The organism is Acidimicrobiales bacterium (genome assembly GCA_034521975.1).
Classification (GTDB): Bacteria; Actinomycetota; Acidimicrobiia; order Acidimicrobiales; family SKKL01; genus SKKL01.
Genome location: JAXHLR010000010.1, coordinates 1 through 22,150, shown reverse-complemented (window position 1 = coordinate 22,150; position 22,150 = coordinate 1). Strand labels below are relative to the sequence as shown.

Annotated in this window: 24 protein-coding genes and 1 tRNA gene; 8 read left to right on the top strand and 17 right to left on the bottom strand. The window is 69.1% G+C overall.

Annotated features, from left to right (window positions below):
• Positions 1 to 15: 15 nt before the first annotated feature.
• The 4 genes from U5K29_15145 to U5K29_15130 all read right to left on the bottom strand — a co-directional run bounded on the left by U5K29_15145 (position 16) and on the right by U5K29_15130 (position 4,108).
• Entirely contained in the window at positions 16 to 927 is a 912-nt protein-coding gene (locus U5K29_15145) for a 50S ribosomal protein L11 methyltransferase (GenBank protein MDZ7679877.1), read from the bottom strand.
• Complete coding sequence (locus U5K29_15140; protein ID MDZ7679876.1) at positions 924 to 1,493, bottom strand: pyruvoyl-dependent arginine decarboxylase; 570 nt, start codon at positions 1,491 to 1,493, stop codon at positions 924 to 926. Before U5K29_15140 ends, U5K29_15145 begins: the two co-directional genes overlap by 4 nt.
• Positions 1,490 to 2,122, bottom strand: coding sequence for a hypothetical protein (locus U5K29_15135; protein MDZ7679875.1), 633 nt, complete (start codon positions 2,120 to 2,122; stop codon positions 1,490 to 1,492). Before U5K29_15135 ends, U5K29_15140 begins: the two co-directional genes overlap by 4 nt.
• A 183-nt stretch (positions 2,123 to 2,305) precedes the next feature.
• Entirely contained in the window at positions 2,306 to 4,108 is a 1,803-nt protein-coding gene (locus tag U5K29_15130; protein MDZ7679874.1) for a long-chain fatty acid--CoA ligase, read from the bottom strand.
• Between the two features lie 217 nt (positions 4,109 to 4,325).
• On the opposite strand from U5K29_15130, the gene U5K29_15125 reads away from it, so the two are divergent.
• Together U5K29_15125 and U5K29_15120 are read left to right on the top strand one after the other, a co-directional pair.
• Positions 4,326 to 5,519 carry a thiolase family protein gene (locus tag U5K29_15125; GenBank protein ID MDZ7679873.1) on the top strand — a complete coding sequence of 398 codons (1,194 nt, stop codon included), beginning with the start codon at positions 4,326 to 4,328 and terminating at the stop codon, positions 5,517 to 5,519.
• A gap of 45 nt (positions 5,520 to 5,564) precedes the next feature.
• The gene (locus U5K29_15120; protein MDZ7679872.1) at positions 5,565 to 5,816 is read left to right on the top strand and encodes a hypothetical protein; all 252 of its coding nucleotides are present in this window, start codon (positions 5,565 to 5,567) and stop codon (positions 5,814 to 5,816) included.
• A 108-nt stretch (positions 5,817 to 5,924) separates the two neighbouring features.
• On the opposite strand, the gene U5K29_15115 is transcribed toward U5K29_15120, so the two are convergent.
• Entirely contained in the window at positions 5,925 to 6,251 is a 327-nt protein-coding gene (locus tag U5K29_15115) for a cell division protein CrgA (GenBank protein MDZ7679871.1), read from the bottom strand.
• A gap of 97 nt (positions 6,252 to 6,348) precedes the next feature.
• Here U5K29_15115 and U5K29_15110 point away from each other — a divergent pair, with 97 nt between their 5' ends.
• On the top strand, positions 6,349 to 6,933 hold the full coding sequence (locus U5K29_15110) for an aminodeoxychorismate/anthranilate synthase component II (GenBank protein MDZ7679870.1): 585 nt from the start codon (positions 6,349 to 6,351) through the stop codon (positions 6,931 to 6,933).
• 21 nt (positions 6,934 to 6,954) lie between these two features.
• Here U5K29_15110 and pknB read toward each other — a convergent pair whose 3' ends face one another.
• From pknB to U5K29_15080, 6 genes are all read right to left on the bottom strand, one after another.
• Entirely contained in the window at positions 6,955 to 8,943 is a 1,989-nt protein-coding gene (gene pknB / locus U5K29_15105) for a Stk1 family PASTA domain-containing Ser/Thr kinase (GenBank protein MDZ7679869.1), read from the bottom strand.
• Between the two features lie 72 nt (positions 8,944 to 9,015).
• Complete coding sequence (locus tag U5K29_15100) at positions 9,016 to 10,641, bottom strand: penicillin-binding protein 2 (protein ID MDZ7679868.1); 1,626 nt, start codon at positions 10,639 to 10,641, stop codon at positions 9,016 to 9,018.
• Positions 10,638 to 11,957, bottom strand: coding sequence for an FtsW/RodA/SpoVE family cell cycle protein (locus U5K29_15095; protein ID MDZ7679867.1), 1,320 nt, complete (start codon positions 11,955 to 11,957; stop codon positions 10,638 to 10,640). Before U5K29_15095 ends, U5K29_15100 begins: the two co-directional genes overlap by 4 nt.
• Positions 11,954 to 13,300 carry a protein phosphatase 2C domain-containing protein gene (locus tag U5K29_15090; protein ID MDZ7679866.1) on the bottom strand — a complete coding sequence of 449 codons (1,347 nt, stop codon included), beginning with the start codon at positions 13,298 to 13,300 and terminating at the stop codon, positions 11,954 to 11,956. Before U5K29_15090 ends, U5K29_15095 begins: the two co-directional genes overlap by 4 nt.
• Positions 13,297 to 13,806: an FHA domain-containing protein gene (locus U5K29_15085; GenBank protein ID MDZ7679865.1), complete on the bottom strand. Its 510-nt coding sequence runs from the start codon at positions 13,804 to 13,806 to the stop codon at positions 13,297 to 13,299. Before U5K29_15085 ends, U5K29_15090 begins: the two co-directional genes overlap by 4 nt.
• Before the next feature lie 84 nt (positions 13,807 to 13,890).
• Positions 13,891 to 14,550: a DUF3662 and FHA domain-containing protein gene (locus U5K29_15080; GenBank protein ID MDZ7679864.1), complete on the bottom strand. Its 660-nt coding sequence runs from the start codon at positions 14,548 to 14,550 to the stop codon at positions 13,891 to 13,893.
• A gap of 80 nt (positions 14,551 to 14,630) precedes the next feature.
• On the opposite strand from U5K29_15080, the gene U5K29_15075 reads away from it, so the two are divergent.
• Positions 14,631 to 14,714, top strand: a tRNA-Leu gene (locus tag U5K29_15075).
• 1 nt (position 14,715) lies between these two features.
• On the opposite strand, the gene U5K29_15070 is transcribed toward U5K29_15075, so the two are convergent.
• From U5K29_15070 to U5K29_15060, 3 genes are all read right to left on the bottom strand, one after another.
• Positions 14,716 to 16,002: a PQQ-dependent sugar dehydrogenase gene (locus tag U5K29_15070; GenBank protein ID MDZ7679863.1), complete on the bottom strand. Its 1,287-nt coding sequence runs from the start codon at positions 16,000 to 16,002 to the stop codon at positions 14,716 to 14,718.
• Positions 16,003 to 16,587: 585 nt separating this feature from the next.
• Positions 16,588 to 16,983, bottom strand: coding sequence for a hypothetical protein (locus tag U5K29_15065; GenBank protein ID MDZ7679862.1), 396 nt, complete (start codon positions 16,981 to 16,983; stop codon positions 16,588 to 16,590).
• Positions 16,984 to 17,200: 217 nt separating this feature from the next.
• Positions 17,201 to 18,082 (bottom strand): AMP-binding protein, encoded by an 882-nt coding sequence (locus U5K29_15060; protein ID MDZ7679861.1) that lies wholly within the window; start codon positions 18,080 to 18,082, stop codon positions 17,201 to 17,203.
• Between the two features lie 272 nt (positions 18,083 to 18,354).
• Between U5K29_15060 and U5K29_15055 the strand changes: the two genes are divergently transcribed.
• Positions 18,355 to 18,987: a hypothetical protein gene (locus U5K29_15055; protein ID MDZ7679860.1), complete on the top strand. Its 633-nt coding sequence runs from the start codon at positions 18,355 to 18,357 to the stop codon at positions 18,985 to 18,987.
• A gap of 389 nt (positions 18,988 to 19,376) precedes the next feature.
• Here U5K29_15055 and U5K29_15050 read toward each other — a convergent pair whose 3' ends face one another.
• Positions 19,377 to 19,721 (bottom strand): isochorismatase family protein, encoded by a 345-nt coding sequence (locus U5K29_15050; GenBank protein ID MDZ7679859.1) that lies wholly within the window; start codon positions 19,719 to 19,721, stop codon positions 19,377 to 19,379.
• Positions 19,722 to 19,889: 168 nt separating this feature from the next.
• On the opposite strand from U5K29_15050, the gene U5K29_15045 reads away from it, so the two are divergent.
• Together U5K29_15045 and U5K29_15040 are read left to right on the top strand one after the other, a co-directional pair.
• The gene (locus U5K29_15045) at positions 19,890 to 20,024 is read left to right on the top strand and encodes a hypothetical protein (GenBank protein MDZ7679858.1); all 135 of its coding nucleotides are present in this window, start codon (positions 19,890 to 19,892) and stop codon (positions 20,022 to 20,024) included.
• 2 nt (positions 20,025 to 20,026) lie between these two features.
• Positions 20,027 to 20,722, top strand: a complete 696-nt coding sequence (locus tag U5K29_15040; GenBank protein MDZ7679857.1) for a sulfite exporter TauE/SafE family protein — start codon at positions 20,027 to 20,029, stop codon at positions 20,720 to 20,722.
• Here the strand turns inward: U5K29_15040 and U5K29_15035 are convergent.
• A complete protein-coding gene (locus U5K29_15035; GenBank protein ID MDZ7679856.1) occupies positions 20,697 to 20,837 on the bottom strand; it encodes a hypothetical protein in 141 nt (46 codons plus the stop codon). The genes U5K29_15040 and U5K29_15035 overlap by 26 nt on opposite strands.
• Positions 20,838 to 21,052: 215 nt before the next feature.
• Between U5K29_15035 and U5K29_15030 the strand changes: the two genes are divergently transcribed.
• Positions 21,053 to 21,421 carry a hypothetical protein gene (locus U5K29_15030; GenBank protein ID MDZ7679855.1) on the top strand — a complete coding sequence of 123 codons (369 nt, stop codon included), beginning with the start codon at positions 21,053 to 21,055 and terminating at the stop codon, positions 21,419 to 21,421.
• A 463-nt stretch (positions 21,422 to 21,884) separates the two neighbouring features.
• On the opposite strand, the gene U5K29_15025 is transcribed toward U5K29_15030, so the two are convergent.
• A partial coding sequence (locus tag U5K29_15025) for a hypothetical protein (GenBank protein MDZ7679854.1) occupies positions 21,885 to 22,150 on the bottom strand: 266 nt, incomplete at its 5' end.

Below are 22,150 nucleotides of genomic sequence, written 5' to 3'. Positions count from 1 at the left end.
CCGGGTTTCTGCGCCTCAGCCCAGGCTTATGTCAGTCGTGATGCCGTCGCTCCAGTCGAACCGCAGGCCGGAGAACCCCGAGCCCATGCGGTAGCTGAGGTCGATGCCGACGGTGGTGGCGACCGCCAGCTCACGGGGCTCGATCGGGATGAGTGCCGGCGAGTTCATGCACTGGGTCCATCCGGAGTCGATCCCGGGTGCCAGGTGGGACATGCTGGTCATCCGCAGGGCGTTGACCCGACCGGAGTGCAGCACCTTGAGGTCGATGATGGCCAGCGCCCGCTCGTCGATCGTGGAGCCTTCACGGGCGGCAGTGGTGAAGTCGGGGTGCGCGACCAGCCGCAGCTCGGTCATGGTGTCGCGCACCCGGCGCTCCTGCCAGGCCTGTTCGATCTGGATCATGGGGAACTGGAACCCGAAGAGCTCGTCGTCGGCCTCGACCAGCTCGATGAAGGTCGACTGCGACGACGGAATCATCCGCACGTCGGGCGCGAGGACCCCTTGGGTGACCAGGTTGTTGAACGCCGGCACGAGCTGGCTGGCGACCAGCCCGACACTGATGAGCTCGGCGATGACGACGTCGTAGGGTCCGGAGAACCGGCAGCCGGTGACGTCCTCCTCGATCACCTGGACCACAGTGGCGTATCCGTTGGCGGCGACGTTCTTCCGGGCCGTGGCCGCAGTGGAGGCTGACAGCTCGTAGGCATCGACCACCTCGGCCCCGGCACGGGCCGCGGCGAGGGACAGGATCCCGGTGCCGGTCCCCAGTTCGAGCACACGGTCACCGGGACGAACGACGTCGGCCACCGCGTCGATGAGCTTGGCGGTGCGTTCGACGTCGGCCAGGCGCTCGAACGCGGTCGATGGTGATCCGAACAGTTCGGGCCCGGTGGAGCGTGCCGGCTGGGCGCGGGACGCAGCGGTCATGTCCAGCTCTCGGTGGCGAACGATGCGACCACCAGGGCGCACACCGGATCGTGGTCGCACCGGATCGAGCGGCTGAGCAGCACCGGGGCGCCGAGATCGAGGTTCCGGGCGTCGGCCATGACCTCGAGGCTCTCGGCGACCTCTCGGCGCACGCGGGCCTCGTCGTCTCCCTCGATCTCGACGAAGAGCCCGGAACCGGTGGCCGGGTCCTGGACCCAGCCGACACAGGCCGCGGCCACCTCGCCCGGGGTGGCCGCCCTGGCATCGGCGTAGACGACGTAGTGACGGTCGCCCCACCCGGCGTCGCGTGGACCGCCCGCCGGTGGCTGTTCCGCCGCGACCTCGATGGTGGCGCCGGTGGGGACCACCGAGCTGAGGCGGACGAGGTTGAGGTTGCCGACCCCGGCCTCGAGCAGCGCGGCGTCGAACGCCACCACCGGTGTGGGGCCGGTGCCGACAGCGGAGGTCACCGAGATGGTGAGACCGGCAGACTCGGCCGCGGAGTCCCTGCGGACGGCACGGGGCTCGGTCGATCCCCGGAGATGGGCGGTGGAGAAGGTGGTCATCGGCCGGTCACGCCCTCGCCCGGTGTGGCAGTGGAGTGGACGGGGTCGCGCAGGTCGATCTCGGCAGGGGTGGAGGTCTTGGTCTTGAGCCCGTCGTAGACGTAGGCGTAGTAGCTCTGGGTGTCGACGTGTTCGAACTCGACCTCGGCCACCGCCGCGGAGACCTCGGCGACGATGCGAGGCAGGTTGATCTCCTCGACGTTGTACCGGCACACGTCGAGCGCCCCCACACCGTGATGGCTGGCCGCGTGGCGGACGGTGGCCAGCAGCAGGCGGCGGAACCACAGGCTGCCCTTGACCGAGGGGCTGACGAGCACCGCGCCCACATAGAAGATGGCGTTGCGTGCAAACTGCTCGGGGTAGCGCTGCTGCCAGAACGCGGGGCTGATCCAGGGCAACTTGGAGAGGTCGGTGGCCAGCAGGCACATGGCGACCGGCGTGCCGTGACGGTCCCAACCGACGAACTTGAGGACCGACTCCTCGCTCATCTCGTCCCGGAACTCGTCGTCGGTAAGCGATTGCCGCGCCGCGGCCAGCGAGTCGAGCGGTGCGAACGCCGACCGGTACAGACCGAGGAACTGTTCGACGACCGCAGGATCATCGACGACCGTCTCGATGGTGACGCTCATGGTGAGCCCGTCCTCGCGTAATGACCTCAGATGAACAGCAGCGTCCAAACTGTCCGCCGAGGGTCGTGGCGTTCCTTCGGCGCTGCCACATACAGCGTAGAGCCTGCGCGACGGCCGTGAAGGGACCAAAGCCACTTTTCGAGACATTTCAGCCACCAGCGGTGGTGGATCCCTGCAGGACGGTCACGAATAGAGCGACTCGATCTCCTCCGCGTAGCGCGCCAGGACGCCCCGCCGCTTCAGCTTGGACGTGGGGGTCAACAGATCGGAGTCCGGCAACCACTCCTCGCCGAGGATCTTCACCTTCTTGACCCGCTCGGCGTTGTTGAACGGAGCCATGACCTCCTCGAGGCCACGCTCGATCTCCTCGACCACCCGGGGGTGGTCGGCCAGTTCGCCCAGGGCGGTGGTCTCGAGCCCCTCGTTGGCCGCCCACGACGGCGCCACATCGGGGTCGAGCACCACGAGCGCGGCGATGAACGGGCGCTGGTCGCCCACCGCACAGGCCTGGCCGACCAGCGGGATCATCTTGAGCGCAGCTTCGAGGTTGGCGGGGCTCACGTTCTTGCCGCCGGCGGTGATGATCAGCTCCTTCTTACGGTCGACGATGCGGAAGTAGCCGTCGGCGTCGAGCTCACCGATGTCGCCCGAGTGCAGCCATTGGTCGACGAGCGTCTCCTCGGTGGCCTCGGGGTTGTTCAGATAGCCGACGAAGACGTTTCCGCCCCGGCACACGATCTCGCCGTCATCGGCCAGCTTGACCTCGCAGCCGACGATGCCTGGCCCGACCCAGCCCGGCTTCACCTGGCTGGCGGCATAGGTCATGGGCCCCGAGCTCTCTGACATGCCGTAGATCTCACTGAGCGGGATGCCCACGGCGCGGAACCAGGCGAGCAGATCTCCGGGGATGGGCGCTGCTCCCGAGATGGCGACCTCGGCCTGGTCGAGCCCGACCAAACCGCGCACGGTGGAGAAGGCCACCTGGTCGAGGAACTCCCAGGTGGCGACCTCGTCGTCGGTGGCGGTTCCCCAGTCCATCTTCTCGACGATGGGCAACGCCGCCTCGATCGCCTCGTTGAACTGCTTCGCCCGCTCCTGGTCGGCGGCCAGGGCAGCGGTGACCCCCGCGTAGATCTTCTCCCACACCCGTGGGACGCCGAAGATGATGTTGGGCCGCACCTCGCCCAGGTACTGCGCGATCTGGCCCGGGTCCGGGCAGCAGGACACCTCGAACCCCAGCATCGACTGCTGGTAGTGCGAGGTCATCCGCTCGGCGATGTGGGCCATCGGCAGGTAGGAGACCAGGCGCTTGCCGACGAACTCGGTGAGACCGATGGTCTCCTTCAGCGATTCGACGGTCCAGCAGATGTTGGTGTGGGTGAGCATCACACCCTTGGGCGGTCCCGTGGTGCCCGAGGTGTAGATGATGGTGGCGAGATCGTCGGGTTGGGCCACCGTGGCCGCCTGGTCCAGATCGATCGGGTCGTTGGCCAACATGTCGTCGAAGGTCACGACGTCGCCACCGGCAGCGCCGTCGGGGTCCGACACGATGCCGAGCGTGGTCATCGTCGCCATGTCGGCGTGGACCTGCTGGAACCGGTCGAGGAACGCGGCATCGTCGGCGATCCCGAGGACCGCGCCGCAGTGGTTGACCAGGTACTGGATCTGGTCGGGGGACGACGAGTTGTAGATCGACACGGGGGTGGCACCCACGAAGTAGGCCGCCATGTCGAGCACGTGGAACTCGGGGACGTTGCGCAACATGAGCACCACCCGGTCGCCGTCGGCGACGCCGTGGGCCCGGTAGGCGGCCGCGGCCCGCGCCACCCGGTCGAGGTAGTCGGCGAAGGTCCACTCGTGCCATGCCCCGTCGTCGGTCCTCCACCGGAGCGCGACGTGATCCGCGAGGTCTCGGGCGGTCTCGAGGAATCGCGACGAGATGGTCTGCCCCGCCACTCGTTCGAGCAGGTCCTCGTTGGTGAGCATCGCTGCATCCCCTCTCTCGTCGCGGCGGTCGATGACCGGGGGTCACACTAGTTGGCAGGGGGGAGCTCGTCGCGGTCGGGATTCGTCGCGCTCCGATTGACCGCACGGTCAACTCCTCGCGAGAATCCGGTCCGGGGATCACCCACGAATGGCGGACGATTCGGGGCCCCCATCCCGCCCCCACAGCGGGGTGACACCCACCAGATCAGGAGCAACCATGCCCAACGCAGTCCTCGTCGACGCCGTCCGCACCGCCGGCGGCAAGCGCAACGGTCAACTGTCGGGGTGGCATCCTGCCGACCTCTCCGCCCAGGTGCTCGCCGCCCTGGCCGAGCGCAACCAACTCGACCCCGCCACCGTCGACGACGTGATCATGGGCTGTGTCATGCAGGTCGGCGGACAGGCGCTCAACGTCGGCCGCAACGCGGTGCTCGCCGCCGGGTGGCCCGAGTCGGTCCCCGCCACCACGATCGACCGCCAGTGCGGCTCGTCCCAGCAGTCGGCGCACTTCGCCGCCCAGGGCGTCATGGCCGGGGCCTACGACGTGGTGGTCGCCGCAGGGGTCGAGGTCATGAGCCTGGTGCCCATGGGAGCCTCCATCGGCAAGGACCTCGGCGCTCCGTTCGGTCCGCTCGTCGGCGACCGCTACGCCGATGCCGGCGGCCTGGTGCCACAGGGCATCTCCGCCGAGCTCATCGCCGACCAGTGGAACCTCTCCCGCACCGACCTCGACACCTTCTCGGCCAGGTCACAGCAGCGTGCCGCCACCGCCACCGCCGAGGGCCGGTTCGACAACGAGATCATCCCCGTCGCCGAGAAGCGGCTCGATCGCGAGACCGGCCGGATCATCGAGACCGGCGAGACGGTCACCGCCGACGAGGGCATCCGCCCCGACACCACCGTCGAGTCCCTCGCCAACCTCAAGCCCGCGTTCAAACCCGATGGCAAAGTGACCGCCGGCAACTCGTCACAGATCACCGACGGTGCCTCAGCGGCCCTGATCATGAGCGAGGAGAAGGCTGCCGAGCTGGGGCTCACCCCCCGTGCCCGCTTCCACAGCTTCTCGGTCACCGGTGTCGATCCCATCACCATGCTCACCGGCCCGATCCCGGCGACCAAGAAGGTGCTGGAGCGGGCGGGGCTCTCGATGGACGACATCGACCTGACCGAGATCAACGAGGCGTTCGCCTCGGTGGTCCTGGCGTGGGAGCAGGAGCTGCATCCCGACATGTCGAAGGTCAACCCCAACGGTGGCGCGATCGCCCTCGGGCATCCGCTCGGCTGTTCGGGCACCAAGCTGCTGACAACGCTGCTCAACGAGCTCGAGCGCACCGGCGGGCGCTACGGCCTGCAGACCATGTGCGAGGGCGGCGGCATGGCCAACGCCACCATCATCGAGCGCCTGGGGTGACCGCGCGGACGCGCCGGCGGTGGTGACCTCTATCGTGGACGGGGCATGAACCTGGTCCGAGTGCTGATCGCGGTGGCAGCCGCATATGTGATCCTGCGCGTGGGGTTCGCCATGCTGCGAGGCCTGGGAGCACCGCCACCCGAGCCACCACCACCGGGTGAGCTCCGCAAGGTGCGACTCGAGTACCGCTGCTCCATCTGTGGCACCGAGATGCGCATGACCGCGGCCCCCGACGAGGAACCGCCGCCTCCCCGGCACTGTCTCGAGGAGATGGACTTGGTCGCGCCCATCGAGTGACGGGTTGTCCACAGGCTGTGGACGGACCTGGGGAGGGTCACACAGGTGTAACTTCTGTCACACCTGGGGGCCGTCGTCCCGACACCCGGGGTTCACCTGACGCCGAGGTCAGTGCAACCTGGTGGCGATGACGATGCCGCCGAGGATGAACCCCAGCCCGAGGAACAGGTACCAGTTGTCGGTGCCGCCCGGCAGCAGGTCCAGGTAGTTGACGATGATGGTCAGCGCACCCAGTCCGAGCAGCCCGAACATCGTCGGTGCCACCCATGGGGGGCTCACCTTCTCGGTGACCGGCACCGGTGCGGTGTAGCGCGAGTTGAGCGCACGGCCCCTGGCATCTGGGCCGGATTCGACGTGGGCCCCACGATCGTCGGGGCGGGTTCCCTTGGGGGTGACCCTCCCGCTCGTCGGCTTCTTCTTCGGCGGTGTGGCCATGGACCCGACACTAGCGACCGGCGGTGGCGGCCGGGAACTCACCTCGCACCGAACCCGGTCGAGGACGGCACCGCGACGCGGATACCCTGAGCGCCCAATGAGCACCCGGGTCCTGGTCATCGACAACTACGACAGCTTCGTCTACAACCTCGTGCAGTATCTGGGCGAGCTGGGGGCCGAACCGATCGTGCACCGCCACGACGCCATCGACCTCGACGCGATCGAGGCCCTGGCCCCCGACGCTGTCCTCATCAGCCCCGGACCGGGACGACCCGAGGATGCCGGGGTGAGCAACGACGTCATCGACCGCCTCGCCGGACGGGTTCCCATCCTCGGCGTGTGCCTCGGACACCAGTGCATCGGCGCGCTCTACGGCGGCACCGTGGTTCGAGCCGCCGAGGTCATGCACGGCAAGACCTCCCTGATCAGCCATCGGGGGCAGGGCGTGTTCGCGGGGCTGCCCCAACCACTCGAGGCCACCCGCTACCACAGCCTGATCGTCGACCGTGACTCGGTGCCCGACGTGCTGGAGATCACCGCCGAGGCCGACGACGGCACCGTGATGGGGCTGCGCCACCGCAGCCTCGACGTCGAGGGAGTGCAGTTCCACCCCGAGTCGATCCTCACCGCGGCGGGCCACGACCTCATCGCCAACTTTCTCGACCGCGCCCGGACCCCCTGAACCCGGAGCACCGGGAACAGATCAGGGGATCTCGTCGACGTCGCCGTCGGTGGTGGTCGTGGTCGACGAGGACGTGGTACTGGTCGGGCTCGGTCCGGTGGACACCACGATCTCCACCGGCGACCCGGTGAGCAGCTCGGTACCGGGGGCGGGGTCCTGGGTGATCACCGACCCCGACGGCACGCTGTCCGACGCCGAGAAGGTGACCTCGGGAACGAACCCGGCGTCGGACAGACGTCCCTCGGCGGTCGGCTGGGTGAGGTTCACCACGTTGGGCACCGGACGTTCCTCGGGTGGTTCGGGCCCCCGCGACACGTAGATGATCACGAACGAGTTGCTCGGGGCATCGGTGCGGTGCGGGGGATCGGTCCGAACGACTCGATCCTCGTCCACCGTCTCGGAGTACTCCTCCTCGAGCCGGGTCTGGAACCCCGCCTCCTCCAACGTGGACACCGCGTCGTCGACCGTGTCGCCACGGACGTCGGGGACCTCGATCTCCTCGGGGCCCCGGGACACGGTGAGGTCGAACGCGTCGCCGCGGGTCACCATCTGCTCGGCCGGAGGGAACTGGGTGAGCACCTCGCCTTCGGTGCTCTCGTCGTCGAAGACCCGGTTCACGTCGCCCAGCACCAGCCCCCGGTCCTCGAGGAACTTGATGGCGTCCTCCTCGAAGTTCCCGACGACCTCGGGCATGGCGAACTCCTCGTCGCCCTGGCTGACGATGATGGTGACGGTGCTGCCCTCGGGCTCCATCGAACCGCCGGTCGGGTCCTGATCGAACACGATCCCCGGCTCGTGTTCGACGTTGGCCTCGTAGTCGACGTCGACGTCGAACCCTTCGGCCTCCAACACCTCGGTCGCCTCGGTCTCGTCCAGGAGCACCACGCCCGGGACCTCGATCCGGGTCCCGGTCTCTCCACCACCGATGCCGAGCGCGTTGGCGAAGATCGCGAGGAGACCGACCAGCACCGCGATGAGCACGACCAGTCCCGCGACGAACCAGCCGGTCCGGTTCGCAGGCTCGTCGTAGTCGTCGTCATCGAGATCGTCGTAGGTGTCATGACCTGGCGGCACGGTGGTCACCGGCATGGAGGCGGTGGCACCGGGAGCAGCAGCCGCTGCTGCCGGGGCCGCCGCGGCCGCGGCTGGGACCCCACCACCAGCGAGCACCTGCTGGCCCTCGCGGAAGCGTCGAAGGTCGGCCCTGAGGTCTTCGGCCGACGGATAGCGGTCGTTGGGATCCTTGGCGAGGAGCCGCATGCAGATGGCGTCCATGGCCGGGGGGATCCGGGGGTTGACCGAGCTGGGGGGCTCGGCCCGCTCCTGGACGTGCATGTACGCCGTCGACACGGCGCTGTCGCCGGAGAACGGGGGCCTGCTGGCCAGCATCTCGTAGAGAACGATGCCCAACGAGTAGAGGTCGCTTCGGGGATCGACCGGCCGGCCCTGGGCCTGTTCGGGGGAGAAGTAGGTGGCGGTCCCCATGACCGAGCCGGTCTGGGTGAGGTTGGCGTCGGTGGACGAACCGAAGGCACGGGCGATCCCGAAGTCGGTGACCTTCACCTGCCCGCTCGGCGTGACGAGGATGTTGCCCGGCTTGATGTCGCGGTGCACCACGCCGTTGCGATGGGCGAAGCTGAGCGCGGCGGCCACGTCGGTGGCGATGTCGGCCGCCCGGTCCGGGTGGAGCATCCCCTCCGAGCGCAGGATGTCGGCCAGGCTCCGCCCGTCGACGAACTCCATGACGATGAAGTAGGTCCCACCCTCTTCCCCCCAGTCGAACACGCTGGTGATGTGGGGGTGGTTGAGGTTCGCCGCCGACTGGGCCTCGCGCCGGAACCGCTCGACGAAGGCCGGGTCGCTCGCGAACTGTGAGAACAGCACCTTGACCGCGACCGGGCGGTCGAGCAGGCGATCGCGTGCCAAGAAGACATCGGCCATGCCACCGCGGGCGATCTGGCGATGCAGTTCGTAGCGGCCGTTGTAGACCGTGGGCTCCTGGTCGGACATGGGACGTGTGATGCCTCCTCGGGCGGTCGCCGCACAAGTATGGGTCAGAGCACGGCGTCGGTGGCGACGCCGCTACTCCGGCGCGTCATCCGGCGCGTCATCCGGCGCGTCATCCGGCGCGTCATCCGGCGCGCCGTCCGGCGATGGATCTGGCGGGTCGTCGACCCGGACGGGCGAGGCTGGCGACAGTGCCCGCTCGAGCACCGCTCGGGCAACCGGTGCGGCCACCCGACCACCGGCTTGTTCGCCCACATCCTCGTCGGCCAGCACGACCACGGCCACCGCGACGTGGGGGGTCTCGCCCTGGGGACCGGCGAAGCCGACGATCCAGGCGTGGGTGCTGGTGACATCTTCGGCGACGCGGGCGGTGCCGGTCTTGCCACCCACCTCGTAGCCGGGGATCGCCATGCGCCACGCGGTTCCCCCGGTGACCACCCCGATCATGGCCTGGCGCAGGGCGGCTGCGTTCGAGGGGCTCATCGCCTGGCGCCAGGCGGAGGGCTGGAGCCGCTCCACGAGGTCGCCATCGGCGTTGCGGATCTCGTGCACGACCCGCGGTTCCATGATGACCCCGCCATTGGCGACACCAGCTGCCACCAGTGCCATCTGCAACGGAGTGGCGGCGACGTCGTGCTGTCCGATGGCGGCCTGGGCCAGTGCCGGCGTGTTCTCGTACACCGTGCCTGCCACGTCGGGATCGGGGTCGTCGAGGTCGGGGGTCGACAGGGGCTCGCCGTAGTCGGTGGGAAAGACCGACCGCGCAGGTGCGGGTAGGTCGATCGGCGGGCGGCCGTTGAACCCGAACCCTTCGGCTCCTTCGGCCAGCACCTCGGGCCCGAGGGTGAGTGCTCCCATCTCGGCGAAGGCGGTGTTGCACGACACCCGTAGGATCTCGGCCAGCGTGCCGCCGCAGACGGCTCCACCGGCGTTGGTGATGGGACGGGTGGTGAGCGGAGGCGTCCACGAGGACACCGGCTCGTACGACGGTTCGTCCATGGTGACCCGCCCGCTCTCGAGGCCGGCGGCGCTGACCACCACCTTGAACGACGAGCCGGGGAAGTAGCGCTCCTGGTACGCCCGGCCGAGCATCGGGTCGGCGGGATCGAGCAGGTACAACGAACGTGCCTCCGACGCCCGCTCGATGTCGGGGGCACTGATCAGGTTGGGGTCATAGGAGGGCCACGACCACAGCGCCAGGATCTCGCCGCTGCGGGGGTCGAGCGCCACGACCGAGCCCTCCCGCTCGCCCAGCGCGTCGCGTGCGACACGCTGGACGTCGCTGCGCAACGACAGCACCACGCTGCCGGACCGATCCCGGTCGACGAACAGGTCGGACAGGCTCTCCAGCTCGAGCTCGGGGGTCTGTCCGGCCAGCTCCTCGTCGTAGACCTGCTCGACCCCGGTGGAGCCGTAGTGGAGGGAGAAGAACCCCGACACCTGGGCGAACAGATCGGCCTCGGGATACTCCCGTTGACGTTGCAGCGGCGTGTCGACCTCGACGCTTCGCGCCACCACCGCCCCGTCGATCGTCGAGACCGTGCCCCGTGGCCGGCTGTAGTTGGCCAGCACGTCGCGGGTGTTGTCGGGGTTGTCGCGCAGCGCCTGCGCGTCGAAGATCTGCACCCGGTTCAGCTGGGCGAACAGGGCGAGGTAGCAGAGCATGATGGCGATGGTCAGGCGACGGATCTGGCGGTTCACGCCGGCACCGCCTCACGCTCGACGCGGCGGAGCTGGCGGGTGGTGACGTCGTCGGAGAGCCGCAGCAACAGGGCCAGCAACACGTAGTTGACGACCAGGGACGAACCGCCGTAGGACACGAACGGCAGAGCGATCCCGGTGAGGGGCAACAGCCGGGTGATCCCGCCGACGATGATGAAGGCCTGGGTGGCGATGAGGGTGGCGATGCCGACCGCGAGCAGCTTGTCGAAGGCGTGGTCGGCCACGATCGACAGGCGCAGCGCCGACCCGACGAGCAACAGGAAGCAGATGAGGACGGCGGTGCCGCCGAGGAGACCCAGCTCTTCGCCGATGGCGGCGAAGACGAAGTCGGTGGTGACCACGGGGACGCGCTCGGGGTTGCCGAGGCCCAGACCGGTTCCGGTGAGACCACCTTGGGCGAGCGCATAGGTGGCCTGAACGATCTGGTAGGCCTCACCCCGCACCAGGTCGGGGTTCCAGGGATCGAGCCACGCCTCGAAGCGGGGCGCAACGTGGCTGAACTGGGTGTAGGCCACATAGGCGCCGAGGGCGAACAGCGAGCTCCCCAGCACGAGGTACGAGAGCCGTTCGGTGGCCACCCACACCATGACCAGGAACAGCATCAGCAACAGCAGCGACGGGCCGAGGTCGCTCTGGTAGACGAAGATCACCAGCGCGGCGCCGAGCGCCAGCAGCAACGGACCCAGCCGCTTGGGGTCGGGGAGCATCAGGGGACCGATCTTGAAGGTGCTCACCGACAGCAGCTCGCGGTTCTCGACCAGATAGCCGGCGAAGAACAGCAGCAACGCCAGCTTGGCCAGTTCACCGGGCTGGAAGGCGATCGGTCCGATGCGTGCCCAGATCTGGGCACCCAGGTTCTCGAAGCCCAACGGGGTGAACGGCAGCAGCAGCAACAGGATGCCGACGAGCAGGAAGGTGTAGCGGTAGCGCTGCAGGTCTCGTGGCCGACGCACGACGATCAACGTGGCGACGAAGGCGGCGATGCCCAGCGCAGTCCAGGTGGCCTGCGGTGCCGCCAGCTCGGTGTCGAGGCGGGCGACGAAGACGTAGCCGATGCCGTTGAGCAGTGCGGCCAGTGGCAGCATGAGCCCGTCGGCGTTGGGGGCGAAGCGCCGAACCGCCAGGTGGGCGACGATCATCAGGGCCAGCACCACGCCGAGGAACGGCACCACATCGGCGGGCAACGAGGCGGTGGTCCCGAGCCCGGCGAGGGCATAGGCCGAGGCGGTGATGATGGTGCCGAGCAGGATGAGCCCGAGCTCGACCCGCCTCCGTAACGATCTCAGCTCGGTCACGACACCGGGGTGGAGGTCGTCGGATCGGAGGAGGTGGTGACCGATCCTTCCGTCGTCGTCGTGGATCTCATGGTCGACGTCGTCGTGACGGTGGGGGGTGTCGTCGAGGTCGGCCCGGAGCGGTCGAGCTGGTCGGCGAGGTTCGCCAGGAACCGGCGCGCCTCGTCGAAGCTCGCGAACTCCGGTTCGGCCTCCACCGACTCGCGCAGCACCGGGGTGAGGTCGTCGACGTCGACGCCGGTCGACTCGACCAGGGTGGGGTCGAACCACAGCAGGCCCCCGGGACGACCCTCGAACACCGCGACCTCCCCGGAGTCGCCGACGCCGACGAAGTAGCCGCTTCGGCCGTACCAGACCACCGCCGCGGCTGCGACCGCGAACACCGCCACCACGGCGATGAAGAAGAGCCCGGTGCGCCAGGTGAGGAGTCGGAACCTCCCCCCGGCGTCCTCGCCGTCGTCACCCTGGTCGGGGAGCATCGACCGGTCAGTCCCGACGGCTCCGGCTTCACCGCCATCGCCGGAACCGGCAGCGAGGAACCCGGCAAGATCGCCGACGGTGTCGGGCATGGGGACGATGACCCGGTCGCCGAAGGAGCCCGGGTCGCCCGCGGGCGGCGGACCTTCGGCCACGTCGACCACCACACAGGTGATGTTGTCGCGTCCCCCACCCTGGTTGGCCAACGACACCAGCTCGCTGGCCGCTTCATCGGGATCGGCCAGGCGCCGCAGCGTGGCGGCGATGCGGTTCGGCTCCACCTCGTTGAACAGGCCGTCGCTGCAGAGCAGGTAGCGGTCTCCGGGCTCGGCGTCGAGCTCCCACGAGTCGACCTCGACGGTGGGGGCGATGCCGATGGCGCGGGTGACGATGTTGCGCTGGCCGTGGGCGAGGGCCTCCTCGGCGGTGAGGCGCCCGTCGCGCACCATCTCCTCGACCAGGCTGTGGTCCTCGGTGCGCAGCTCGAGGTCGCCGTCGCGCAACAGGTAGATGCGAGAGTCGCCGACGTTGGCGATCGCGAGCTGCGGCGGATCACCATCGGAGCCGTCGTCGACCAGCGCCAGCGCGCACAGGGTCGTGCCCATCCCCCGCAGGTCCCGCTCGGCGGAGCGGTCCCACACCTGGGTGTTGGCCCACCGGAACGCGTCGGCGAGGGTGTCGATCTCGGGGTCGGCCATGGCCGTGCGGAGCGACTCGACCGCCAGCAGCGAGGCCACGTCCCCACCGGGAGGTCCGCCCATGCCGTCGGCGATGGCGACCACGCGCTCGCTGACGAAGGCACAGTCCTGGTTCTTGTCACGCAGGCGCCCCACGTGGGAACGGGCGCCGGATCGAAGGTGGATCATGTGAGCTCCATCACGACCGAGCCGACCTGGAGGCGGTCACCGGACTTCATCGCCATGGGACCCGAGACCTTGGTGCGGTTGAGGTAGGTGCCGTTGGTCGAGCCCAGGTCCTCGACGAACAGTTCGCCATCCCGCTGGAAGATCCTGGCATGGAGCTGGGACACATAGGTGTCATCGAGGGTGACCTGGCAGCCTGCGGCACGACCGACGGTGATCTCGTCGCCCAGCGGATAGGTGCGACCCGCCTCGTCGGGGGGCTCGACGACGGTGAGGCCGGCCGGGCCCCGAGCGGCCGATCGGCCGCCGGCGAGGGCGACCCGCTTGGTGGCCCGACCGGGGACCGACTCGGCCGCCCGGCTGTGGTCTCCCGTCCGCCCCCGCCGACCGCGTTGGGTTCGCCGCGGGCCGTTGACCTCGCTCCACACCGCCTGCAGGACGCGCAGGAAGAACAGGTACAGCAGTACCAGCAGACAGATCTTGAGCACGTTCAACAACGGTTCGGACACTGAGCGGTGAGCCTACCGGCCTGCCCCGCAGTGCTCGGTGCGCGCCGGCCGACGTGCCACGATCACGCCACGATCACGCCACGATCACGACGCGGTGAAGGTCACCCTGGTGTTGCCGAACATGATCTCGTCGCCGTCGCGCAGCGCATGCTCGGAGACCTTCACTCCGTTGACCCGCGTGCCGTTCGTGGAGCCGAGGTCGACCACCACGTAGCCGTCGCCCTGGGGGCGGACCTCGGCGTGGTTCCGGCTGACGTTGGGATCGGCGAGCACCAGAGTCGACTCGGGCATGCGCCCCACGGTGACGATGAACTCGCCGAGCAGCACACGCTCGCCGGTGGGCAACAGCAGCGAGCCGGGTCCGCCTCCACCCTCGCCTTCGCGGAGCCGGCCCTCGACCTCGAAGCTTCCCTTGCGGCGGTTCTCATCGACGACGAGCTCGACCGAGATGGGCCCCATGAACGAGTAGCCCTCGTCGCGAGCGTGCTCGCGGGCCGCGTCGCAGAGCTCGCGGATGAGCGTGTCGGCGATCTCGGCGAACTGCTCGTGGTCGTCGGGCGCAAGGAACACCGTGAAGGCGTTGGGCACCACCGGGCGGCCCGACACCCCGATCGAGCGCTGGCTGTCCATGACCCGCACCAGGCGCCGGCCGAGCTCGACCGGACGCAGCCCCGACCGAAAGGCGCGGGCGAACACCCCTTCGACCATGCGCTCGAGGCGCCGTTCGAACGCTTGTAGGCCCATGGTCCTGCAACCATACCGGCCCGAGCGAGGCCCCGATGGCGGGAGGCCCGTGGTGGCGCGATACGCTCTCCACGCTGCTCGCGGGAGTGGCGGAATTGGCAGACGCGCAGGATTCAGGTTCCTGTGTCCGAAAGGACGTGAGGGTTCAAGTCCCTCCTCCCGCACTCACCCACCACGTCGAGCTCGGTCACTGGCCGAGCCGCGCTCCAGCACGTGGACCCCGCCCGGCTCTCGGGTGGTCAGATACACATCGCCGTCGATGACGCCGATCGAGGTCAGGTCGGCGGGGGCGGTCGCCACCACTTCGACCACCTCGTCGCGGTCGGCGCCGTCGGGCCACAGCGCGACGACGCGACGGTCGCAGAGGTCGCCGAAGAGGTAGGCGCCCTCGAGGCGATCGGGCCCGTCCCGGGCGACCTCGCCTCCCACGATCGCGCAGCCGAGAGCCGAGTGGTGGTAGGCGAGCAGCGGGTCGTGGCGGTCCTCTGGTGGCTCGTCGCCCTGGTCGGGTTCCGCGCCGAAGTCCGGGTCCGGGGTGTAGGGGTCATAGCCCTCGTACCAGGGCCATCCGAGGTTGGCGCCGCTCTCGTCGTGGCGGAGGAGATCCACCTCCTCGTGCTCGGCCTGGCCGACGTCGGCGACCCACAGGGCTCCGGTGCGATCGTCGAACCAGAAGCTCCACGGGTTGCGGAGGCCGTAGACCCAGATCTCGGGAGCATGGGAGGAGTCGCCGACGAACGGGTTGTCCGCTGGGATCGCGTACGGCTGCTCGCCGTCGGGGGTGGGTCGGATGCGCAGGATCGAGCCGAGCAACGTGGTCGGGTCCTGCGCGTTCCAGCTCGGCGCTCCGACGCCACCATCACCGAAGGCGACCCACAGATACCCCCGCTCGTCGAGCTGGAGCATGCCCCCATTGTGGGTCCCGGCGGGCTGTTCGACGTGGAGCAGTAGGTCCTCACGCTCGGTGTCGGGCCGACCGTCGTCATCGAGCTCGTGCTGCACCACGTTCGAGTGCCCCTCGAGATCGGTGTAGTAGAGGTAGGCATGGGTCTCGGAGAGGGCGAGCCCGAGCAACCCGCGCTCGTAGTTGCTCTCCGAGTCGATGCTCTCGGTCAGGTCGAGCCACGGCTCTGCGGCCAGCTCATCGCCCCTCAGCTCCAACACCAGTCCGCTCCGTTCGACCACCAACAGGGTGTCCTCCAGGCCGGGGTGGGCGACGAGATTGACCGCTTCGAGCCCTTCGTCGAGCTCGACGATCCTGCGGGTCCGGTACTGGCCGGGCATGGCGGGCGGCTCGTCGTCGATCTGGTGGCGCCCGGAGAACGCCGAGTCGTCCTGGTAGCTGGGCGGCGCCTGGGCCATCTCGATCGGCGGGTCGGCGTTGCGGTCGTCGCCACACGCCATGGGCACCAGCGCTGCCGCAGACAGGCAGAGCATTGGTCCGACTCGCATCGAGGGGAGGCTAACGGCCGCGCCCGAAGGGGACGGGTCACCGGTACCCTCGAATGATGGAGACATGGGATGCGATCAGGTCACGGCGCAACGTCCGGCGGTTCGACTCGAGCTCCATCGACCGAGCCGATCTCGAGCGGGTCCTCGAGGCCGGTCGGCGGTCACCATCGGCCAAGAACCGCCAGCCGTGGGACTTCGTCGTGGTGACCGACCGCACGACCCTGGATGAGTTGTCGAAGGTCTGGACCGGAGCCGGCCCTGTCGCCGAGTCCGCAGCCACCATCGCCGTCGTGACAGGTCCCACCGACGACGACGACCGCCGTCTCACCAACACCTTCGACCTCGGCCAGGCCACGGCCCACATGATGATCGCGGCAGCCGATCTCGGCATCGCCTCCGGCCACAGCAGCGTGGCCGACCAGGATCTGGCCCGCCGCCTGATGGGCCTCCCCGGCGACCAGCGGTGCGCCTATCTCATCACCCTGGGCCGACCGGCCGACCGTCCCCTGTCACCGATCGTCAGGCCCGACCGCCGCCCCTTCGACGAGGTCGTGCACTGGGAGCGCTGGTGGCACGCGCGAGCGCCTAGGAGGCCCTCCGGCCCAGCCAGCGCCACAGCAGCACCAGCAGCGCAGCCGCCGCGATCGATGGCGCCACCTTGGCCAGTGCGGTGTTCGCCACCCCTGCTCTACCGGCTCGGACCGTGGCCGAATCGGCATCACGGGTCGCGGCCACCACGGCGGGGGTTGCATCGGCACCGACGGGCTCCGGAGCCAAGGTCGCCCGGAGATGACGAGCGAGCTCATTCGAGACGTCGCCGAGCGCTCCTCTACCGAGACGCGCCAGTCGCCCGGTCACCTGCACCTCAGCATCGAGATAGACGACCGATCCCTCACCGGATCCCGTCAGCCGGAGGGTGACCGTCGCATCGAGATCACCGTGGCCGCTGGTGCCCGCGCCCTCGACGCCAAGGACGCACACACCCTCATCCCGATCGAGGTCGACGACAGCGTGACCGGTAGCGTCGTAGCGGACCGGTGTCGTGGCCGACGGGCAGTTCGATCGTGCCCCGGTGCACACCACCGTCGTCGGGTCGAAGGTTCACACCGGGCATGGCCTCGCTCCGCACCGCTGGGGTCCTCCAGGAGCTCCCAGACCTGCCCGACGGACAACCGGGTGTCGAACTCGTTGGTCAACCTCATCGGTCGGGGCCCTCCTCGGGCGATGGGGAGCCCGGCAGGGCTCCCAGGCTCTCTGGGTTCTCCAGCGTGGACACGTCTCCGGGGTCGTCGCCGAGCAGGACCGCCTTCACCGCTCGTCGGACGATCTTGGCCGACCGGGTGCGAGGAAGGTCGTCGACGACGTGGACGGCGCTCGGCTTGAAGGCCTTGCCGAGCTCGCGCACCACCGCAGCCGACACCTGCTCGACCAGATCGTCGGGCGGGTTCGGCCCGGCCACCACGCACAGCACGCTCGACTCGCCCTCGACCGGGTCGGGCACGCCGACCGCTGCGGCCGCGACCACACCGGCTACCGACACCGCAACCGACTCGAACTCGGCCGGCCCGATCCGCTTGCCGGCGATGTTCAGGGTGTCGTCGCTGCGGCCGTGGAGGTACCAGAACCCGTCGGCGTCACGTGAGGCCCAGTCCCCATGGACCCACACGCCGGGGATCCGGGACCAGTAGGTCTCGAGGTAGCGCTGGGGGTCGTTCCACACGCCCCGCGTCATGCCCGGCCGACGGTGACCGACAGGCCAGCTCGACCGAAGACCGTCGAGAACCGTCTGGCCGCTCGCATCGATGACGTCGACGTCCATCCCGAGCGCCGGACCACCGACCGAGACCGGCTTGAGGCCCTGGAGGAGGTTGACCGACAGGAAGCAGGCGCCGACCTCGGTACCGCCCGACAGGTTGACGATGGGGATGTCTCGGCCTCCGACGTCGTCGAAGAGCCACCACCACGGCCCCTCGTTCCACGCCTCGCCCGTCGACCCGAAGGCCCGCAAGGCCGACAGATCGACCCCATCGTGGGCGGTCGGTGCGGTGGAACCCAGCGACCGGGCGAGGGTCGGCGACAACCCCGAGGAACGTGAGCTGTTGACCCTCGGCAAACCGCCACACCCGGCCAGGGTCGGGATGGTCCGGCGCCCCGTCGTAGAGCACGAGCGTGGCCCCGTTGGCCAGGGCGCCCAGGGTGATCCAGGGGCCCATGATCCAGCCCATGTCGGTCAGCCACGTGACGCGATCTCCCGGCTGGACATAGGTCTGGAACGCCGCTTCCTGGGCGATCTTGACCGTGAACCCGCCGTGGACGTGCACGACCCCCTTGGGCCGACCGGTCGTGCCGGAGGTGAAGGCCAGCAAGAACGGGGTACTCGCTCGGGGCGTCGATCGAGCCGCCGCGCCGTGCTCGCCGGTGGGCGCGGTGGCGCAGCAGGTCGGACCTCCGCGAACGATCGCGATCGCCCGGCCGGCACTGGCCTCCGCCCACGACGACGAGGTGCTCGAGGTGGGGCGACTGCAGCGCGGCCACGCAGTCGGCGACGGCCTTCATGTCCACCGCCCGGCCGCGACGCTGATAGGAGTCGGCGCACACCATGATCCGGGCTCCTGGAGTCGGTTCCAGCGCGAGGCCACCGCGGGTGCGCCGAACCCCGAGAAGATGGGCGACGACGATCGCGCCGATGCGGGCCGTGGCGAGCAGCACGACCACGGCATCGAGACCCATGGGAAGGTAGCTGGCGATGCGGTCGCCCGGTCCTGCGCCGAGCTCGCGGAAGGCCGAGGCCGCCCGCTCGACCAGGCTCAGCAGGTCGGCGTAGGAGTGCTCGACGGTGTGTCCGTCCTCGGACTCGACGATGACGGCCGGGCGTTCGGGGGCCACCGCCGCCCACCGGTCGATGCACACCTCGGACACGTCCACCGCTCCGTCGACGAACCAACGACTCCACTCGATGCCGTCGGAGACGTCGACCACCTGTGAAGCGGGCCGCTGGAAGGGGATGCCGAGGAAGCTCGACGACCTCGGCCCAGAACCACTCCGGGTCCTCGACCGAGCGCTGAACCAGCGCCGGGTACGAGTCGACGCCGGCCGCAGCCATGAAGCGGGCCGCTCGCCGCGGCCGCCCGGTCGGACTCGGCCATGGTCCACACCACGTCGTCGGTCATGTTCCGGCTCCAGCTCCTCGATGATGTCCTCAGTTCCGAGCCACCGGGCCCATCCCGCACCGCGCACCCATCCGAGGGCCGCGTCGTGGGCGGCGGGGTCGGTCGTCGCCACCGCGCTCGGACACGACCACCGGCAGGATCCCGTGGTCGAGCCGCACTCTCTTGCCGTCGACAGGACGCACACCTCGGTCTGCACGCCGGTGATCACCAGCGTCGAGGCTCCGACCGCTCGCAGGACCAACGGCAGCGGTGTGTGGAGAAGGCCGAGTAGCGGTGCTTGGTGATCACCAGGTCGCGGACGTCGGGCTCGAACCCGTAGAACTCGGCGCCCCAGGTGCCCTCGGCGGCCACGGGGCCTTGCGGACGTCGGTCCTCGGGTAGCCCGAGGAACCGGTCACGCCAGGCGGGGTCGTCGGTCCACGGCGAGTGGGCCACCCGCACGAGGACGACCGGCACCTCGACGGCGTGGGCGTGGTCGCGCAGGCGTTCGATCGGTTCGAGCGCTGCCGCGCGCGGTGCTGGTGTCGTGTCCGACCAGGGAGAACGCACCCTCGGGGTGACAAAAGTCGTTCTGGACGTCGACGACGACGAGTGCGCATCGCTCGGGCAGCAGGTGCTCCACGACTCTCCTCCAACATCATTTATACGTGAAATTCGAGTGTAGTCACACTGAACTCGACCCGCATCGGAGACCCACCCCATGAGCGACCCCATCCCATGAGCGATGTCCTCATCATCGTGATCGGCGTGCTCCTCGGCGCCTTCGTCAAGGGGGTCACCGGCAGCGGGCTCCCCGTCGGTGGCGATCCCCGTGATGGCCAACCTTCATCGGGGTCCAGGAGGCGGTGGTGATCATGGTGGTGCCCGGCATCGTCAGCAACGTCTTGCTGATCCGCGACAACCTCGGGCACCTCGCCGAGACCCGGCACCTGCTCGCGATGGTGCTCTCGGGAGTGGTCGGCGTGGCCGCCGGCACCTACGTGCTGACCACGGTCGACGACGAGGTCATGTCCTTGATCCTCGCCGCCGGGGTGATCGGCATCTACCTGATGATCGACCTGTTGCACCCCAGCTTCTCGATCCAGGGTGCCGTGGCGCGGCTCACCGCCGCACCGATCGGCTTCCTCGGAGGCGTGCTCCAAGGAGGCACCGGGGTGTCGAGCCCCTTGCTCTCCCCTTACCTCCACGCCTATCGCATGCCCCGGAGCGCGTACGTCGTCTCGATCACGACGTTGTTCCTGGTGTTCGCCATCATCCAGATGGGGGCCCTCGCGGTCGCGGGCCTCTACACCCTGGAACGACTGGCCCTCGGGTTAGCACGGTCCTGGTGCCAATGGCGCTCGGACTGGTCGGCGGCATGCGCTACGGCCGCTCCATCTCGGCCCGCGCCTTCAACATCTGGGTGCTCGCCGTCCTGGCCGCCACCGCGGTCAAGCTCCTGGTCGACACGCTGGCCTGAACGGTGCCCGCTCCCGCGGGCACCCGTTCCAGTCGGTCAGCGCGCGCTCGCGGACGTCCATGCCGTCACCCACGTTCGAAGAACGCCATGATCCGACACGGGCAGGCCTCGCCGCCCTCGAACTTCCAGGGGAAGGCGCCGATGATGCAGCGCTGGTTCAGCACCTTCTCGATGTCGCCCGACGTTCTCGGCGTGGATGCATCCATCGCGGACCGCGAGGTCGTGCGTCGGGAAGAGGTCTACCTTGATGCGCCGGCCCGACAGGTGGTGGGTGTACTCGTGCGTCACCGAAGTAGTCGTGCGCGGGCATACCCCACGTGCTCCTCGAACCGCTTGGTCAGGTCGGGGCGCATGTGCCGGATCGTGGTGTTCATCGGTGAGTTCACCGAGCCCACGTCGACACCCCACCACCGCGATCTCCATGTCGAGCATCCACTTCCGCGAGCTCCACACCGCCGCCGGGGTGCATGCAGAAGTAGCGGACCAGGTCCTGTTGGGGCTGGCCCTGGGTCGTGCTGCTGCCCGTCTGCCAGGTGGGACGATGAGGATGTCACCCTTCTTCACCTCGACCTTGGACGTGATGTGCTCGGGGGTGATCGTGTCCCGATGGCCGACGTCGCCGGACACGTCGACGACGACGCCCTCGTGGATCAGCTTGTCGATCGGCAACGACGCCATGTCGGGGCCTCCGTCGGCCATGTGCATCGGACCGTCGAGGTGGGTCCCGGTGTGCAGCGAGGTCTCGATGCGCTGCGATACGACGCGGTTCATCTGCAGCGTCTGGGTGTAGTAGATCCTCGCACCCGGATGGCCCAGCCACCCGGGGTGTGCATGTTCCAGGGTGGCTGGTTGAACGACGATTTCCATGGTGTTCTCCTTGTCAGGCGGATGTGCGGGTGGGGGGTCGCGGTCGAGGCCATGGACGCACCGCGGCACGGACCATCTGGGGCGTGATCGGGAGCTCGGTGACGACACCGGACCGAGGCGTCGTCGACGGCGCCGGCGGCAAGCGCCGCGCCGACGGCGGTGGTTTCCTTGCGCGCCTGCTCCCTTCACGCCCAGCGGGTTGAGAGGCGAGGGCAGGCGCATCCTCGGACAGCAGCATCTCGACATCGGGCATCTCGTGGATGGTCGGCATCAGGTACTCCATGAACGACGCCGACTGGGGCTGACCGAGCTCGTCGTAGCTGAAGCCTGCAGCAGCGCCCCGCCGATGCCCTGAGCAGCACCGCCAGCGATCTGCCCCTCGATCATCATGGGGTTGATCGCCGAGACCCACGTCGTAGGCCACGAGGTAGCGAGAGCGCTCGATGCGGTCTCAGATCGATGCGCACCACCGCGAGGTGCAACCCGTAGGGGTAGGCCATGTGGGTGACCTCGAACCAGCCTGGGCGCCGAGTTTCCGGCTCCATCTCGAGCCGCCGGGCGCCGGCCGGGATGAGGGCCACGGCGATCTCACCGAGGCTCACCGAGCGCGAGGGCGTCCCTCGCACCTGCACCGACCCGCCGACGATCTCGA